Source organism: Desulfobulbus alkaliphilus, assembly GCF_016918545.1.
In the GTDB taxonomy this organism is placed as follows: Bacteria; Desulfobacterota; Desulfobulbia; order Desulfobulbales; family Desulfobulbaceae; genus Desulfobulbus; species Desulfobulbus alkaliphilus.
This window is the reverse complement of record NZ_JAFFQC010000008.1, coordinates 1-14,119: the sequence shown is the minus strand read 5'-3', so window position 1 is coordinate 14,119 and position 14,119 is coordinate 1. Positions and strand designations below refer to the sequence as shown.

11 protein-coding genes are annotated in these 14,119 nt (G+C 63.5%); all 11 read right to left on the bottom strand.

The features are described 5' to 3' along the window. Positions 1 to 2 precede the first annotated feature (2 nt). Positions 3 to 572, bottom strand: a complete 570-nt coding sequence (locus JWG43_RS05810; RefSeq protein ID WP_205241882.1) for a hypothetical protein — start codon at positions 570 to 572, stop codon at positions 3 to 5. Positions 573 to 577: 5 nt separating this feature from the next. Next, a complete protein-coding gene (locus tag JWG43_RS05805; RefSeq protein ID WP_205241881.1) occupies positions 578 to 1,447 on the bottom strand; it encodes a peptidylprolyl isomerase in 870 nt (289 codons plus the stop codon). A gap of 166 nt (positions 1,448 to 1,613) precedes the next feature. Then, positions 1,614 to 2,816, bottom strand: coding sequence for a type II secretion system F family protein (locus JWG43_RS05800; protein ID WP_205241880.1), 1,203 nt, complete (start codon positions 2,814 to 2,816; stop codon positions 1,614 to 1,616). Positions 2,817 to 2,832: 16 nt separating this feature from the next. Then, positions 2,833 to 4,488, bottom strand: a complete 1,656-nt coding sequence (locus tag JWG43_RS05795) for a GspE/PulE family protein (RefSeq protein WP_205241879.1) — start codon at positions 4,486 to 4,488, stop codon at positions 2,833 to 2,835. Between the two features lie 11 nt (positions 4,489 to 4,499). Then, positions 4,500 to 5,606 carry a type IV pilus twitching motility protein PilT gene (locus JWG43_RS05790; protein ID WP_205241878.1) on the bottom strand — a complete coding sequence of 369 codons (1,107 nt, stop codon included), beginning with the start codon at positions 5,604 to 5,606 and terminating at the stop codon, positions 4,500 to 4,502. Then, positions 5,569 to 7,626 (bottom strand): type II secretion system protein GspD, encoded by a 2,058-nt coding sequence (locus JWG43_RS05785; protein ID WP_205241877.1) that lies wholly within the window; start codon positions 7,624 to 7,626, stop codon positions 5,569 to 5,571. Before JWG43_RS05785 ends, JWG43_RS05790 begins: the two co-directional genes overlap by 38 nt. Continuing rightward, positions 7,623 to 8,252: a hypothetical protein gene (locus JWG43_RS05780; RefSeq protein WP_205241876.1), complete on the bottom strand. Its 630-nt coding sequence runs from the start codon at positions 8,250 to 8,252 to the stop codon at positions 7,623 to 7,625. The genes JWG43_RS05785 and JWG43_RS05780 overlap by 4 nt, the downstream gene beginning before the upstream one ends. A gap of 4 nt (positions 8,253 to 8,256) precedes the next feature. Continuing rightward, a complete protein-coding gene (pilO, locus tag JWG43_RS05775; protein WP_205241875.1) occupies positions 8,257 to 8,805 on the bottom strand; it encodes a type 4a pilus biogenesis protein PilO in 549 nt (182 codons plus the stop codon). 92 nt (positions 8,806 to 8,897) lie between these two features. Continuing rightward, a complete protein-coding gene (locus JWG43_RS05770) occupies positions 8,898 to 10,451 on the bottom strand; it encodes a PilN domain-containing protein (RefSeq protein ID WP_205241874.1) in 1,554 nt (517 codons plus the stop codon). A 39-nt stretch (positions 10,452 to 10,490) separates the two neighbouring features. After that, complete coding sequence (locus JWG43_RS05765) at positions 10,491 to 12,530, bottom strand: prepilin-type N-terminal cleavage/methylation domain-containing protein (RefSeq protein ID WP_205241873.1); 2,040 nt, start codon at positions 12,528 to 12,530, stop codon at positions 10,491 to 10,493. 446 nt (positions 12,531 to 12,976) lie between these two features. Further along, positions 12,977 to 13,948, bottom strand: coding sequence for a type II secretion system protein (locus JWG43_RS05760; protein WP_205241872.1), 972 nt, complete (start codon positions 13,946 to 13,948; stop codon positions 12,977 to 12,979). Positions 13,949 to 14,119: the final 171 nt, after the last annotated feature.

The window sequence follows — 14,119 nt, the reverse complement described above, 5'->3', positions numbered from 1 at the left end:
GCTCAGCCTTTCTGGTCTCCGGACGCATCCGGAGACGTCATGGAGACAGCGGCCCCGCTTGCGGCTGCCGCCTGTTGCCGGCGTTTGCGGCGCAGGCGCAGCAGGCCGAGACCGATGACGGCAAGCGAGAGGCCGGCAATGGAGAGCGGCAGGACAAACTTCTGGTAATAATAGGTTACCTTGGTGACATAGGTATAGACCACCAGTTGTTCGCCCTCTTCGCTGGTATAGCGCCAGAGGCCGTCACTGCCCCGCGCAAAGGTCATGCTGTCGGCAAAATCCGTTCTGTTCTTGAGGTCCAGGGTATCGAAATACACCACCGCCCGGTTGCCTTCCCGCTCCACCCGGTCAAAGGTCTTGACGTAAAAGCGCCCCTTCCATTGGGGTTCGCGGTCGCGGTGCAGCTCATTATGGACATAATATTCCATGAAATAAGCAAAGTCGTCCACCCCCGGCTGCTTCAGGCTCAGGTCGATCCTGACCCGGCCCTCGGTCGAATGAGCCTGGGCGGCATCACCCCCGCCCAGAATCAGGATCAGCGTGAGGGCCAGGGTCGTTGTCATAATTTTCATCCGGCTCACCTCCCCGCGGCCGCGTTCTCGTAAAATTCAGCCAGCCTGGCTTCATCGATGCGGACCTGGAATTGCTCGCGCAAGTCTTCATAGACCTGCCGCCACTGATCCCGGTAACGGTTGTAGAGGACATCGTTTCTGATGTAGCTTTTCCTGTCCTCGAAGCTGTGCTGCCGGGCCTCGGTCTTGCTTTCCAGGAGCAGAAAGTAGGTGGTGTCGTCGATGACCTCCGGGCCGGCAATCTCGCCGACCACCAGGTGTTCCACGATTGGCTGCCAGGAAGGCTGAAAACGCTGCAGGGTGCGGGTGCCGGTCATGCCGCCGCTGGTGCGTTCCTCTTCCTTCGCGGCATAGCGTTCCGCCGCCTCCGCAAAGGACAGTTCTTCCTCGCGCAGGGCGGCTGTGGCTGCCTCAATTTGTTCCGGAGCGACACTGAAGGCGCGCAGGGTGTAGCGGGCATGTTCCTGGTACAGGTTCAGGTGCTCCTCGTAAAAGGCCAGCAGCTCTTCTTCGGTGATGGCGTCCCGATCGATGGTGGTGATCAGGTCGTTTTCCATCAGTTTGAGAAAGAGACTACTCATGTGCTCATGGAGGGCATTGCGGATATGCGGGTCACGGTGCAGTTGTTCAGCCTTGCCCTTGGCAATGATCATCTCCATGTTGAGGACATGCTCAAAAGCGAACTCGGGGGTGAGCAGCTCGGGGGTGTCGCGGAAACGGGTGTTGCGCTGCATGCTCTGCAGTCGGGCGCTGACGTCCTCGCTGGTGATCACGCCGCCATCAAAGCGGGCCAGGACGTTGCCGTCTTCGGATTGGCCGCCGGAGCAGGCGCTCAGCGCCAGGGTGCAGCACAGGGCCGCAATCAGGTGTTTCATGGGTTGTTCTCCTTTGTTGATCGGATATGGATGACGACCGCCGGGTTGGCCCGGCTGTTGTGTTGGTCATCGGTTCTGGTTTTCAGGTCAGGCGGCCCATGCCTTCTGCCTGTATCCGGTAGCCATGTGCCCTGCCTTGCACCGGCACTGCCTTTGTCGGTATTGTTCAGCTTTGATACATGGTCAGCATCCCGGCCACCAGGGCCCAGGCCACGAAACCAACCAACCCGCCGAGAAAGATGATCAGCATCGGTTCGATCAGTAACGTCATCAGCTTGATGCGATCCTCCAACTGCTGTTCATAGATCTCCGCCACCAGCAGGACCTGCTTTTCCAGGTTGCCGGATTGCTCGCCGATGCGGACCAGGGAGATCATCAGACTGGTGAAGATGCCGGTCCCCGCCAGCACCACCGACAACTGTTCACCCGCCGCCACCTTTTCAATCGCCTTGTCGATGGCGTTTTTCGCCGCCTGATTGCCCAGGGTGGGTTGGGTGATGGTGAGCGCTTCCACCAGGGGAATGCCGCTGGCCAGCAGCGAGCCCAGGGTACGGGCGAACTGGACAATGGTGCCCAGACGGGAGATGAGGCCGAGCACCGGCATGAACACCTTGTACAGGTCGATGTAATGTCGGGTCTCCCGGATCACGAACAGCAGCACGGTCACCGCCACCGTGGCCATCACCGACATGACGATGGTCTTGCCGTTGGTGATCAGGAAAGCGGAGAGATCGAGCATCAGCTGGGTGTTCCACGGCAGCCTTGAGCCCTGGAGCAGTTCCGAAAATCTGGGGATGACAAAGGTGACCAGAAAGACCACCACCCCGATGGCCACCACCAGGACAACAGAGGGATAGAGGAAGCTGCGCAGCAGTAATTTTTTCAGGGCCGCCCGTTTTTCCAGGTACTCGACCAGGTCTAAGAGCACCCGCTCGAGAATGCCGCCCGCCTCGCCGGCCCGGATCATGTTGACCACGATCTCGGGAAAGACCCGGGGGTAACGGCTGAGGGCATCGCTGAACGAGACCCCGCCCTCGATGAGCATTTTCACCTCGCCGAGGATGAATTTGAACTTGCGGTTGATGGTCTGCTCGTGGAGCACGGCGATGGCCTCGGTAATGGTGATGCCCGAACCGATGAGTGCCGCCATCATCCGCAGAAAAAGCACCACCTCCCGCAGGCGGATCACCCCGATACTGCGCAGCAGCCGGTTGAAATCAACCCCGCCTTCCTCGACCTCGCTGATGGCCATGGGGGTCATTCCCTTGGCGAGAATGGAAGCGGCCACGGCGGACGGATCGGCGGCCACCATGGTGGAGCGACTCATGGCGCCTTTGTTGTCGATGGCTGTATAGGTATAAATAGGCATGCTTGCTTGCTCCGCGTCAACCCATGGTGACCCGCATCACTTCCTCGGGGGTGGTCAGCCCCTGGCGTATTCTGAGGATGCCTTCCTGGCGCAGGGTGCGGAAATTGAGATGGCGGAGCGCGTACTCGCGGATTTGTTCGGTGGGCGCGCGGTCCGCCACCATCTTTTCGATGCCCCCATCCACGGGCAGCAGCTCGAAGATGCCGCTGCGGCCCCGATAGCCTTTATTGCCGCAGGCCTCGCAGCCGCTGCCCCGGCGGACCTCGAAATGCTCGTCCTCCGGCAGGCCGAGCATCCGCAGTTCGCCGGCGGAAACCGGCTCCAGGAGGCTGCATTCGGTGCAGACCCGCCGCACCAGGCGCTGGGCGAGCACCCCGCGGATCGAGTTGGCCACCAGAAAAGGCTCGGCCCCCATGTCCAGCAGGCGGGTGAAGGCCGAGGGCGCGTCGTTGGTGTGCAGGGTGGAGAGCACCAGGTGACCGGTGATGGCGGCCTGCAGGGCCACCCGCACCGTATCGCCGTCGCGGATCTCGCCCACCATGATGATGTCCGGGTCCTGGCGGAGGATGGCCCGCAGGGCCCCGGCAAAGGAGATCTTCGGGCCCGGATCGATCTGGGTCTGATTGATGTTGCCCCCCATCTTCACTTCCACCGGATCTTCCAGGGTGGTGACGTTGACCGTGTCGCTGCGCAGCATCCGCAGCACCGAGTACAGGGTGGTGGATTTACCGCTGCCGGTGGGACCGGTGACCAGGACAATACCGTAGGGCGTGGTGACGATGCGCCGGAACAGTTCCAGGGTGTCCGACCGCATGCCGATGGCCTCCAGATCGATGGCGGCGTCATGCGGCGGCAGGATGCGCATGACCGCCTTCTCCCCGTAGACCACCGGCAGGATCGAAGTACGGATATTGGTGCCCTCGATGTCCACATCGAGGCGTTCGGGTTTGAAAAAGAAGGCCCCGTCCTGGGGCATTCGTTTTTCGGCGATGTCCAGCCGCGACAGCACCTTGACCCGGGTGATGAGCTTGTTGGCCAGGGAGACGGGCAGGGACTCGGCCACCACCAGCATCCCGTCCACCCGGATGCGGATCACCAGATCCCTGAGGGTCGGTTCGATGTGGATATCCGAGGCCTCCATGTTCAGGGCCCGCAGGAGCAGCTTTTCCAGCAGCTCGGAAATCAGATGGACATCATCATCGACCCCGGCCACGCTGCTGATGCGGATGGAGGTGTCGAACTGGCGGCTGTACAGATCGCTCTGCATCCGCCGCAGCCGGCTGTTGGTCACCAGCTGCAGGGCCACGGTCCGGTTGACCAGCCGGCTCACCGACTGGAGGGCGGCGATATTGATGGCCCCGGCGCAGGCGCAGACCAGTTCTCCCCCCGGCCCCAGGCCGGCGGGGAAGATCCCCAGCTTGAGGGCCAGTTTTCTGGGGATCTTGCCGGTCAGGGCCGGCTCCGGGGTCACGGTCTCCGGGTTGAACAGGGGAATGCCGAGGAAGCCGGACAGATGATGGACCAGATCCTCCTCGCCGATATAGCCCCGGCGTACCGCCAGCTGGCCAAAGGGATCCTGGACAATGCGCTGCTCGTCGAGGATGGCGGAGACCGCTTCCTTACCGAGGACTTTCTGCTGGATCAGGTATTCACCGAAACGTTGCCTGGGCATGCTCTTCCCCCTTATCGCCGCAGCGTGGTCAGCCGCTTCCGGAGCAGATCCGGCCGCCGCGCCGCCGACAGGGCCGTGTCCACGGTGATTCTGCCCTCGTACACCAGGCGGATGAGGGACTGCTCCATGGTCTGCATGCCCTCCTTGAGCCCGGTTTCGATGGAGGAGTAGACCATCTCGTCCTTGCCGTTGCGGATCAGGTTGGCAATACCGGTATTGATGAACATGATCTCCACCGCCGGTACCCGGCCGCTGCCGGAGGAATTGGCCAGCAGCCGCTGCGACACCACGGTGCGCAGGGAGGTGGAGAGCTGCTGGCGGATCTGGTTCTGTTCCCCGGCGGGGAAGGTGCCGACAATACGGTTGATGGAGCTGGTGGCGTCCCGCGAGTGGAGGGTGGAGAGCACCAGGTGACCGGTCTCGGCGGCGGTGATGGCCGTGCGGATGGTCTCCGGGTCGCGCATCTCGCCCACCAGGATGACGTCGGGATCCTGGCGCAGGGCATCGCGGATGGCATCGGCAAAGGAGGTCACGTCGGTATGCAGCTCCCGCTGAAAGATGATGCTGCGGAGGTTGGCGTGCTCGTACTCGATGGGGTCCTCAATGGTGATGATGTTGCGGCAGCTGGTGCGGTTGATCTCGTCGATGATGGTGGCCAGGGTGGTGGATTTACCCGAACCGGTGGCCCCGGTGACCAGCACCAGCCCGTCGCGGAAGCTCGGCAGCTGGGCCAGGCTTTGCGGCAGACCGAGATCGGCGAAGCTGGGCATGCCGTCGGCCAGCAGCCGGATGGCGGCCGACATGCAGCCCCGCTGGTAATAGATCACTACCCGGAAGCGGCCGATGCCCGGCTTGTGCAGTCCCAGATCCACGGAAAAATTCTGCCGCAGCAGGTCGTGGTGGCGGCTGGCCATGATCTCGGCCAGCAGCCCCTCCACCTCCGCCGGCGAATACGCGGGGCAGTTGTAGGGGGTGATCTGCCCCTTGATGCGGAAGGCCGGCGGCATGTGCCCGCTCATGTGCAGGTCCGTGGCCTCCAGATCCCGGGTGAGGAGGAGCAGATCCTCCATGGAAGGGGGTTTAGCGCTGCTCTGCTGGGACATTGTCAGGGCTTGCATCGGGTTCCGGAGGGGTTGAAAGACCGGTGGTGTTTTCCACCGTGGGATAGTCGAGCAGGGTCTCCTGATCGCGGGTGATCCGCGGGTGGGAGCTGCGCCGTTCAAGGAAGTCGCGGCTGGTCCGCCCGGCCAGGGCCGGGTGGGTGATGATGTGCGGGGTGATGAGAATCACGGTCTCGATCTTGGCCCGCTTGTCGTTGACCTCCTTGAAAAAGAAACCAAACAGGGGAATGTCGCCCAATATGGGCACCTTCTTTTCATACTCCTCCAGCCGTTCGCGGATGATGCCGCCGATGGCGATGGTCTGGCCCGAGGCGGCGGTGATGATCGAGGTCAGCTTGCTGCGGTCCACTCCATCCAGAGGGAAGGGGACCACCGCGCCGGTGACCGTGTTCACCACCCCGATGGAGCTGATGCCGTACTGGGGAAAGGAAATCTCCGCTTCCAGGTCCATGGTGATGGTGCCATCCTCGTTGATAAAGGAGCTGATGCCGATGTCGGTGCCCAGTTCTTCCCGTTTGATCTTGACATCAAAAATATTGGTGGTAATGAAGCCTTCCTGGTTGAAGAGCACCGTGCTCTCCACATCGTCACGCAGGGGCACTTCCTCGCCGACGAAGAACTCCACCCGGGAGTTGTTGGCGCTCATCAGGTAGGGGGTGGCCAGGACCTCGGCCCGGTTATCGCTGGCATAGAGCTGCAGCCGGGCCTGGATCCTGCGGTTGCCGAACAGGACATCAAAGGTGGTATTGGCCAGGCCGAGGCTGGAGCCGATGGTGGTGCCCAGGGCCTTGACCGGGTAGAGGATTTCCCGTCCGCCGTAGTTGAAGCGGTAGAATTCCTCCTCGACATCCCCGGTCGTTGCCCGCACCGGGGGGTTCCATGACCACTCGGCATCCGTGACGCTGCTCTCGCCGCGGCGGACCTCCCGATCCGGCCGGAATATCGGCGTGGCTCCGGAGGGGTCATAATCGAAAATATTGTCCGGATAGGCATACTGATAGGCCCCGGGTACATCGAGCTGAAAAAAACTCTCAAAACCCTCGCCCAGGTTGAGCTGGAGGATGGAGATCTCCAGCAGCACCTGGCTGGTGGGGGTGTCCATCAGTTCGATCACCCGGCCGATGTCCTCGAGAATGGTTTCATCCAGGGAGCGGGCGATGATGGCATTGTTGCGCTTGAACACCGTGATCACCGCCGGCACATCCCGTTCGAGCTGCAGGTTGAGATCCAGGGCGTTGCTCGATGCCAGTCCCCCGGGACCGCTGAGGGCCAGCAGTCTGCGGACCTCCTCGACATTGAAGGAGGCCGCCGCCGTCTCGTCGCCTCCGCCGCTGATCGTGGAGCCGGCGGCCTTGGTTTCACTGACATGGCCGTAGACCTCTTCCGATCCGATGTCGTTGAACTGCACCTTGGTGCTCATCACCGCCTGGAGGATCTTGGCCATGTCGTTGGCGTTGGTGTAGCGCAGCCAGTAGGCCCGGCTCTTTTCATTGCGGCGGATGACCATCTCCTCGCCGTATTCCCGGGTGGTCATCAGGGTGATGATGCGGTCATCCTCCCGGTACCAGAGATCGTTGAGGCGGCAGATGGCCTCCATTGCCTGGCGCAGGGGGATGTCGCGCAGGTATACGGTCACCGGAATATCGGCGGCCTGCCGGGTCACGGCGATGTTGTAGCCGCTCAGCTCGGCCAGGGTCGCCGCCACCTGGATGAGCGGTACCTCCCGCACCGCCAGCTGGTCGACCATGGTGCGCAGGCCCAGGGTGTGGGTGTGGGGGTGCGGTGTGGTCATCAGGCTCAGGGCCTCCTCCGGTCCGGTAACCTCGGTGCCGGAGAGGATGCGGACAATGGGCCGCTCCTCGGGCGCGGTTGCCGGCAGGCGGCTGTGGTCGAGTGTCCCGGCCGGCGGCGGCGCAAAGGGATGGCCGTCCTCGACCCAGCTCTCAACGGATTTGTCGGCGCAGCCGCTGAGCAGGACCAGCAATGCAAGTACTACGAACAACAGCGCCCTGTTCATAGCCAGACCTTATAGTCTTCGTTGTTCTCTCCGATCAGGACCGCTGACCGCTCCTCCAGTTGGGCCACGGTAAAGCGGTACTCGGTGGCGCCGATGAAAAAGCGCAGGGGCTCGCCCACCTCGACCTGGCGCAGGCGGCCCTGGTCGCGCCCACCGCTGCCCCCGTCCACCGCGAACAGGCCCACCTGGCGCTCACCCACCCGGATGATGCCCTGCAGGTTGATGGAGTCCACCACCTTGCCGTATCCGGCCTCAAACACTCTGCGGCTCGGCGGATCGGCAAAGGGGTCGCGGTCCGTCGCCGCCACGGTGCCGTCCTGATCCAGCAGGATCGGCCGCGGTTCTTCGATGTTCACCGCCACGACCTCCTCAACCCGCTCAAGGGGCTCGCTCGCCGCCGGGGCGGCTTCTTCCCCGCTGGTCGCCGCTGCGGCAGGCCCCGGTTCCGCCGCCGTGGCCTCCCTGGATGGTTCTTCCCCCTCGACCGCCGCGGTCGTCGCGGCTTCCGGAGAGCCGTCAACCACCACCGGTGGTCCCAGCTGGATGCGGTCGTTTGCGGCTGCCACGCCGACAGCCGGCAGCAGCCCGATGATGATCATTGTTATCATGATAGTGTGTGTTCTCATCCGTTTATACCAATAAAGTTGCCGTGATCAGGACCGCGCCCTCGTTGCCCGGGTCCCGTTCAATCCGCAGCCGGGAGAGCTGCACCGGCTGGGCCATGCCCTTGAGGCTTTCTATCAGGGCGACGAAATCCTGGTAGCGGCCGCGCAGCTGGACGTTGACCGCTTGCCAGATGAACAGCTCGTCCCGCACCTCCCGTTCCGGACTGATCTTGAGCACCGTCATGTGGTGATTTCTGGCCATGGTGCTGATGCTGGCCAGCATCTCGGTGACCTCGGCGGCGGTGCCGGTGCGGCCTCCCGCCTCCAGCAGTTCCTCGGTCAGGTTATCCAGCTCTCCCTGTAATTCCTCGATCTGCCGATTGATCTGCATCGTGTGCGGGGGAGCTCCCAGCCGGTTGTAGCTGGCAATGGTGGAGTTGAGCTGGCTGATGCTCCGCTTGAGGGCCTCGGCCTCGGGGTCGTAGACCTTTTTCATGTAAAAATAGCTGCCGCTTACCAGGATGACGGCGATCAGGCCGAAGGATTCCAGTTTGGTCAGTTTTTTCATCGCCATGCTCGTCTCTTCTTCGTCTCGGGGTCGCGTTGGCCGCGATCATTTGCCGGCCCGGGGTCCGGTATCCTGGTCTGTTTTGTCCCGGTGAATGTTCAGGTCCCGGGAATGGTTTCCATCTCGATCTGAAAATGGAGGCTGCCCTCGCCCCTGTGCTCCAGCAGCTTGATATTGACCGCCTGACACCAGGGATGCTGCTGCAGGGCCACGGCAAAATCGCCGATCACCGCGAAATCATCGCCGCTGCCCTGGAGGAGGAATTTCATCTCCGTCTGCTGGATGCTCTCCAGGCGCATCTGCGCCGGCAACTCGAAAAAGGCGCGCAGCACCTGGATGATATGGATCAGGTTGTCATCGGAGCCCCCCCGGAGAAAGGCGATCTGGCGCTGGAACCGGCTGATATCGCGACGCAGCTCGTCTTCCTGGGTTTTGAGCCTGTTGAAGGCCTCCTGCTGCCGCTGCCGTTCCTGGACCTGGGCCTGCAGTTCGGCGGTCTGGGCCTGGTAGCGCTCCCGGCTGTTTTTCATGTAGCCGTAATGGGCAAAGAGGCTTCCGGCCAGGAGCAGAGCCACGACAATGGGCACCACATGGCCGCTCTGGCGGATCCGCACCGGCAGGGGGATGGCGTCGGTGATACCGATCAGCCGCCAGGAGGGGCCGGAGAGTTCCCGCAGGGCGGCCCCGGCGGTAATGGCGTACATGGCGTTGAGGCTCTCGTGGCTGGCCGCGGCCAGCTTGTCGGAGCGGCTCAGCACCAGGGCCTCGGCCCCGTACTCGCAGCGTTCGTCGAGGTAGGCGATGATCCGGGGCAGGGTGGCGCCGATGCCGGTGAGCAGCAGGGGCAGGGGGCCGGGCACCTGTTTGAGGAGGAAGTCCAGCGATGATTCCGCCTCCGGCGACTCGCCGCCCTCGATCAGATCCAGCAGCACCTCCCGGCCCAGGGGATAGGTGTTGATCTGCTTGGGCCGCCGGCCCTTGACAATGGTGAAGTTGGCGTAATCGGCGCCGATGTCGAACACCGCCTGGGCACTGTCCGGCGGATCCTGGAACAGCGGCATGTAGAAACAGACCTCCGGCGGATACATCCGTGCCAGTCGCAGCCCGGAGCGTCGGAAGATCTGCTTCATCGCCCGGTAGACGTTCTGTTCGATCACCGAGACATTGACATCCATCTCCTCCTCATCCTCGGTGAGCAGCATCAGGTCCTCGTGTTCCACCCGGTCACCCTTTTCCGCGCCGATCAGGGCCTGGGTGCCGCTGACCCCGGTGTAGGGCTCCACCTCCCAGCGCAGGGCGTCGCGGAGCTGATACTGACGCAGCCGCTTGACCTTGGCCCGGTTCATGGTGATCTGCACCGAGCGGGCCAGGGGACTCACCAGCACCACCGGGCCGGTGCGGTAGTCGAGGCGCTCCATGATCTCCTTGAGGTTGACCGGATCAGGCAGGTCATCGCCGGCATTGGTGCGCTCCAGGGCAACGAAATTGCGCACCGACAGCCGCCGCCCCCGGGCCTCGGCCACGGCGGCGAGAATCCACTTGCCGGCGATCTCCACCGCCAGCATGCGCCGACCGGGCTGGAGCAGGGCCGGCAGGTGGCGCACCCGGGCGGCAAGCTGTTTCAGATCTGGAAGGGTGATTTTTGTTCTCATCGTTCTCCGGCGCCCACCGCCGCGACTGGGCGCCCCTGGTCAGGGTTCGCGGGGGAAATGGCTGTCTGCATCAATGGTCAGGTAACGCAAGGTGTTGTCCAGATCCTTGTGAACATGGAGGGTCAGGGGAATGACAATGTGGTCTTCGTCGGAGTCGACCTGATTATTGTTGTTAGTATCGTCCCAGATCACCAGCTGCCGGGTGCCGCTTATGGCCGGGGGATCCGTGGTGGCATCATAGGTAAAGGCCGAGGGGACATGCCAGTCATCGGGGAGATCGTCCGGCGCGGTGAGGATCTCGGTCAATGGGTCGCCGCTGTCGTTCAGGCCGCGCGCCACCATCGCCTTGGTCACATTCGGGGTGGCATTGAGCACGGTCAGGTGCAGGGTCAGTCGGGCACCCTGCCAGTGGTTGGCGTCGATGCGCAGCACCAGGTTGTCGGCGTTCCAGCCGTCGGGGTCGGCGGGGTCGTAGGTGGTGACGTCCACGGGCTCGGTGGGGTCGAGGTCGTCGCCGAAATCAAAGCGACCATCCTCGCCCCGGCTGAGCACCAGCAGGCTGTTGTTGGTTTCGTCGCGGAAAAAGAGGATCTCCCGACCCCAGCCGTCGCGGAGGATTTCTTTCTCGCCAGCGCCAAAGGGTGGCGGCAGATACGGGCCCTGCCAGCCTATGCCCCAGGTCCCCCAGGCGGGCGGATCCAGCTCGTGCGCGGGATCAGCCGTATAGGGCCGGGCGGTCCACAGTTCCCGGGGCTGGCCCTTGGTGTAAGGAACCGGCGGTTCCTCGTCGGTGGCGTCATCCCAGACAAGGTCCGCCTGCCGCCAGTGGAATAGTTTCGGCAAGCGGCACATCGCGCCGGTAAAGCCTGAATTGAACCCCCCCTCCGCCGGAGTGTCGGTTCCCACCAGGGCCCGGCGGATGGCGGCCAGGGTGACCTCGGTCTGCTGCCGCTTGCGCCGGTTCTGTTCGGCGAATATCGCCCGCCATTCCGAGGAATGGATCTTCATGATGATATTATCCAGGTTTTCCGGAGCCTTGGGGTTGTAGCCGCCCAGGTCGGGGTTGTCCGGGTCAAATTCCCGGGCCATGGTGTCATCCTCATTGATGATCCAGTTGCCGCCGGTCCAGTCGCCCTTGGTCGGGTAGGTGGCCCTGCCGTCGGCCCCCTCGGAGAGGATCCAGAAGATGGTTTCTCCGTCCTGGTCAGGATCGTCGGTGATGAAAAAGCGCAGGGCCCGGTTCCAGCCGTCCGCCAGTCGGTCGTCGGTCTGGAGCAGACGGAAGGCTTCCTTCTCGTCAAAGTGCTCGCCGCCGGCGAGGGCGGTATAATCGCCGTCCTCCCAGGCCTTGGGACCGGTCGCGGTGGGGGCAAGCTGGGCGTATTCCGCGTCGGTGGCGGCATAGTGGCTGGCAGCCTCGGGTTTGTGGTTCACCGGCGGCAGCAGATAAGGCCCCCGCCAGCGGTCGCCCAGGTCTTCGCCCGGGGCGGAGTAAATGTCCGGCGCTGTGCCCAGATTCGTGGGCAGTTCCTCAGGAGTGCGGGTCCACAACCCCCGGGGCTGGCCTTCGTTCTCCGTGGCCAGGCCGCCGATGTGGTCGTAATTGTTGACAGTGTCGTTACTCAGCTTGCGGAAGGGGCGGTGCCACTGCCAGCGCCCCTTGACAAAATGACCCGAGGGGCGAAAATAGACGTTAGCGGGATTCATGGCATAATCCGGTCCCTGGCCCAGGCCCGAACTCATATTGCCGGGGTTGTCCCAGCCGTAGCCGGTAAAACCCGGCTTAATCTCCGCCCGCGCTTCCCACAGGTCCGGCCATTCGCCCATGTCGCCGACATAGCCGCCGATGATGCGCCGGCCGGCCTCGTCAAAGCGGTCCGGATCGCCGACAATGGCCCGGCGGATCTCCTCCATCTTGGCCTGGGTGATCCGCTCCCGCTCCCGGTTGTTGAGCAGGCCCACCGCGGGGTAGATCATGGCCCCCAGAAAACCAAGAATGGTGAGCACCAGCAGCACCTCAAGCAGGGTGAACCCCGGTGTCCCGCTGCCGTGAAAATGTCGTCTTGCTGCTCGTCTCATTGCTGCCTCAATATTCTGTCTCTGGCGCGGGGACGCCCCCCGCCATGGTCTTCTTGCCACCGCGTGGGCAAACGATACAGCCGTTTACCCACCCTACGGTCCCACGCCAGAGGATGGAGCCGTAGGGTGGGCGGGTCTTTATCCGCCCACGCGGTTGTCTTTTCCACCGGTCCAGACCTGCAGGGTGGGTTGGTTTGTTTCCGCCCACGTGGTCGATCCGTCCTGCGTGTTCATAATCTGTCTGTTCATGCCACATCGTGGTCCGGCGTGGGCAAACGATACAGCCGTTTACCCACCCTACGGTCCCGCGCCAGAAGATCGAGCCGTAGGGTGGGCGAGTTTTTATCCGCCCACGCGGTCGATTCTCATGGTCGGCGGGGCCGCCCCCTGCCCACGCGGATAATCCTTCACCCCGCCATCCTACCGGCACGCCGGCCGGTTTCTTCTCAATCAATGGCCCCGTTGCCGTTGATGTCTATCCCCCATGTGGGCGGCTCGTCCCGGGTCCACATCCCGCCCTCCGCGTCCATGACCGAAAAAAATCCCCGCCGCTGCGGCTGGTACACCTGCACCGTCCGCCGCATCACCGTCTGCAGGGCCGCGGCCTCGTGGCGGCCGCTGACGGCGTAGGCCGTGACCTGCCCGCCGGATCCCAGGGGATCGACCTCCTCCAACCGTGCCGAGGTCGCCGCCAGGCGCGGCAGCACCAGGCTGTAATACTGCCACCCGTAATTGATCGGCCGCAGACCGCTCTCCGGACAGGTGGGGGCATTGAATACCATCCCGTCGCGCACCAGCGAGGTCTCCGTGCCCAGGCCAAACAGCATCCGGAACAGGTGCTGGGGATGGGCCCGGTCCGCCTCCTCGGCGGCCAGATCAAAAGTGCCGTCGGCGGCAAAACCGCCGCCGGTCATCAGCACCGCCACCCCGACCTCCACCGGCTGCATCCGGGGCATGCCCACCGCCACGTCCCGGTCATAAGGGGAATTGAGATTGAACACATACAAGACCCCCAACTGGCGCAGCTCCTCGGCCTCCGCCGCATCAAGGTAATGGATGCGCAGGCCGTGGCGCCGGTCCATGCGCTCGCTGAGCACCTCCGGGCCGGTACCCGGGTCCTGGTCCGAGACCATGGGCTTGTGGTAGCTGCCGTCCGCGCCGTCCACGCTGACAATATTGATCATCCCGGTGGGGTAGCGGCGGTTCTGCTGCAGTTCATGGGTGAGGAAATTCCCCAGCCGGGCCATGTTGGTCCGGGTGGTGATCTCCAGCCCCCGGGCGATGGTCCCGGCCAGGCGCGGGCTGGTCATGGCGATCAGAAAACCGAGGATGGCCAGCACTACCAGCACCTCCACCAGGGAATAGCCGCCTTGTCCCGTTATCCCGGGTCTGTTGTCCTGGTGTTGTCTGGGTTTCATTTCGCCTGCGTTTGTCGGGTCATTGCCGGGTCTCGCCTCGGGGATCTTGAGGGCGGGGCGGGTTGGTTGCCGCCCACGGGTTCGGTTTCCCCGCGTGACCATTGCTTGTCTGTTTGGTTGCATCCCGTTTCCGCGTGGGCAAACGATACGGCCGTTTGCCCACCCTACGGC

Excerpts from the sequence above, each read along its gene's own strand:
- JWG43_RS05810 (WP_205241882.1), bottom strand. The coding sequence starts at position 572 with ATGAAAATTATGACAACGACCCTGGCCCTCACGCTGATCCTGATTCTG.
- JWG43_RS05805 (WP_205241881.1), bottom strand. The coding sequence starts at position 1,447 with ATGAAACACCTGATTGCGGCCCTGTGCTGCACCCTGGCGCTGAGCGCC.
- JWG43_RS05800 (WP_205241880.1), bottom strand. The coding sequence starts at position 2,816 with ATGCCTATTTATACCTATACAGCCATCGACAACAAAGGCGCCATGAGT.
- JWG43_RS05795 (WP_205241879.1), bottom strand. The coding sequence starts at position 4,488 with ATGCCCAGGCAACGTTTCGGTGAATACCTGATCCAGCAGAAAGTCCTC.
- JWG43_RS05790 (WP_205241878.1), bottom strand. The coding sequence starts at position 5,606 with ATGCAAGCCCTGACAATGTCCCAGCAGAGCAGCGCTAAACCCCCTTCC.
- JWG43_RS05785 (WP_205241877.1), bottom strand. The coding sequence starts at position 7,626 with ATGAACAGGGCGCTGTTGTTCGTAGTACTTGCATTGCTGGTCCTGCTC.
- JWG43_RS05780 (WP_205241876.1), bottom strand. The coding sequence starts at position 8,252 with ATGAGAACACACACTATCATGATAACAATGATCATCATCGGGCTGCTG.
- pilO (WP_205241875.1), bottom strand. The coding sequence starts at position 8,805 with ATGGCGATGAAAAAACTGACCAAACTGGAATCCTTCGGCCTGATCGCC.
- JWG43_RS05770 (WP_205241874.1), bottom strand. The coding sequence starts at position 10,451 with ATGAGAACAAAAATCACCCTTCCAGATCTGAAACAGCTTGCCGCCCGG.
- JWG43_RS05765 (WP_205241873.1), bottom strand. The coding sequence starts at position 12,530 with ATGAGACGAGCAGCAAGACGACATTTTCACGGCAGCGGGACACCGGGG.
- JWG43_RS05760 (WP_205241872.1), bottom strand. The coding sequence starts at position 13,948 with ATGAAACCCAGACAACACCAGGACAACAGACCCGGGATAACGGGACAA.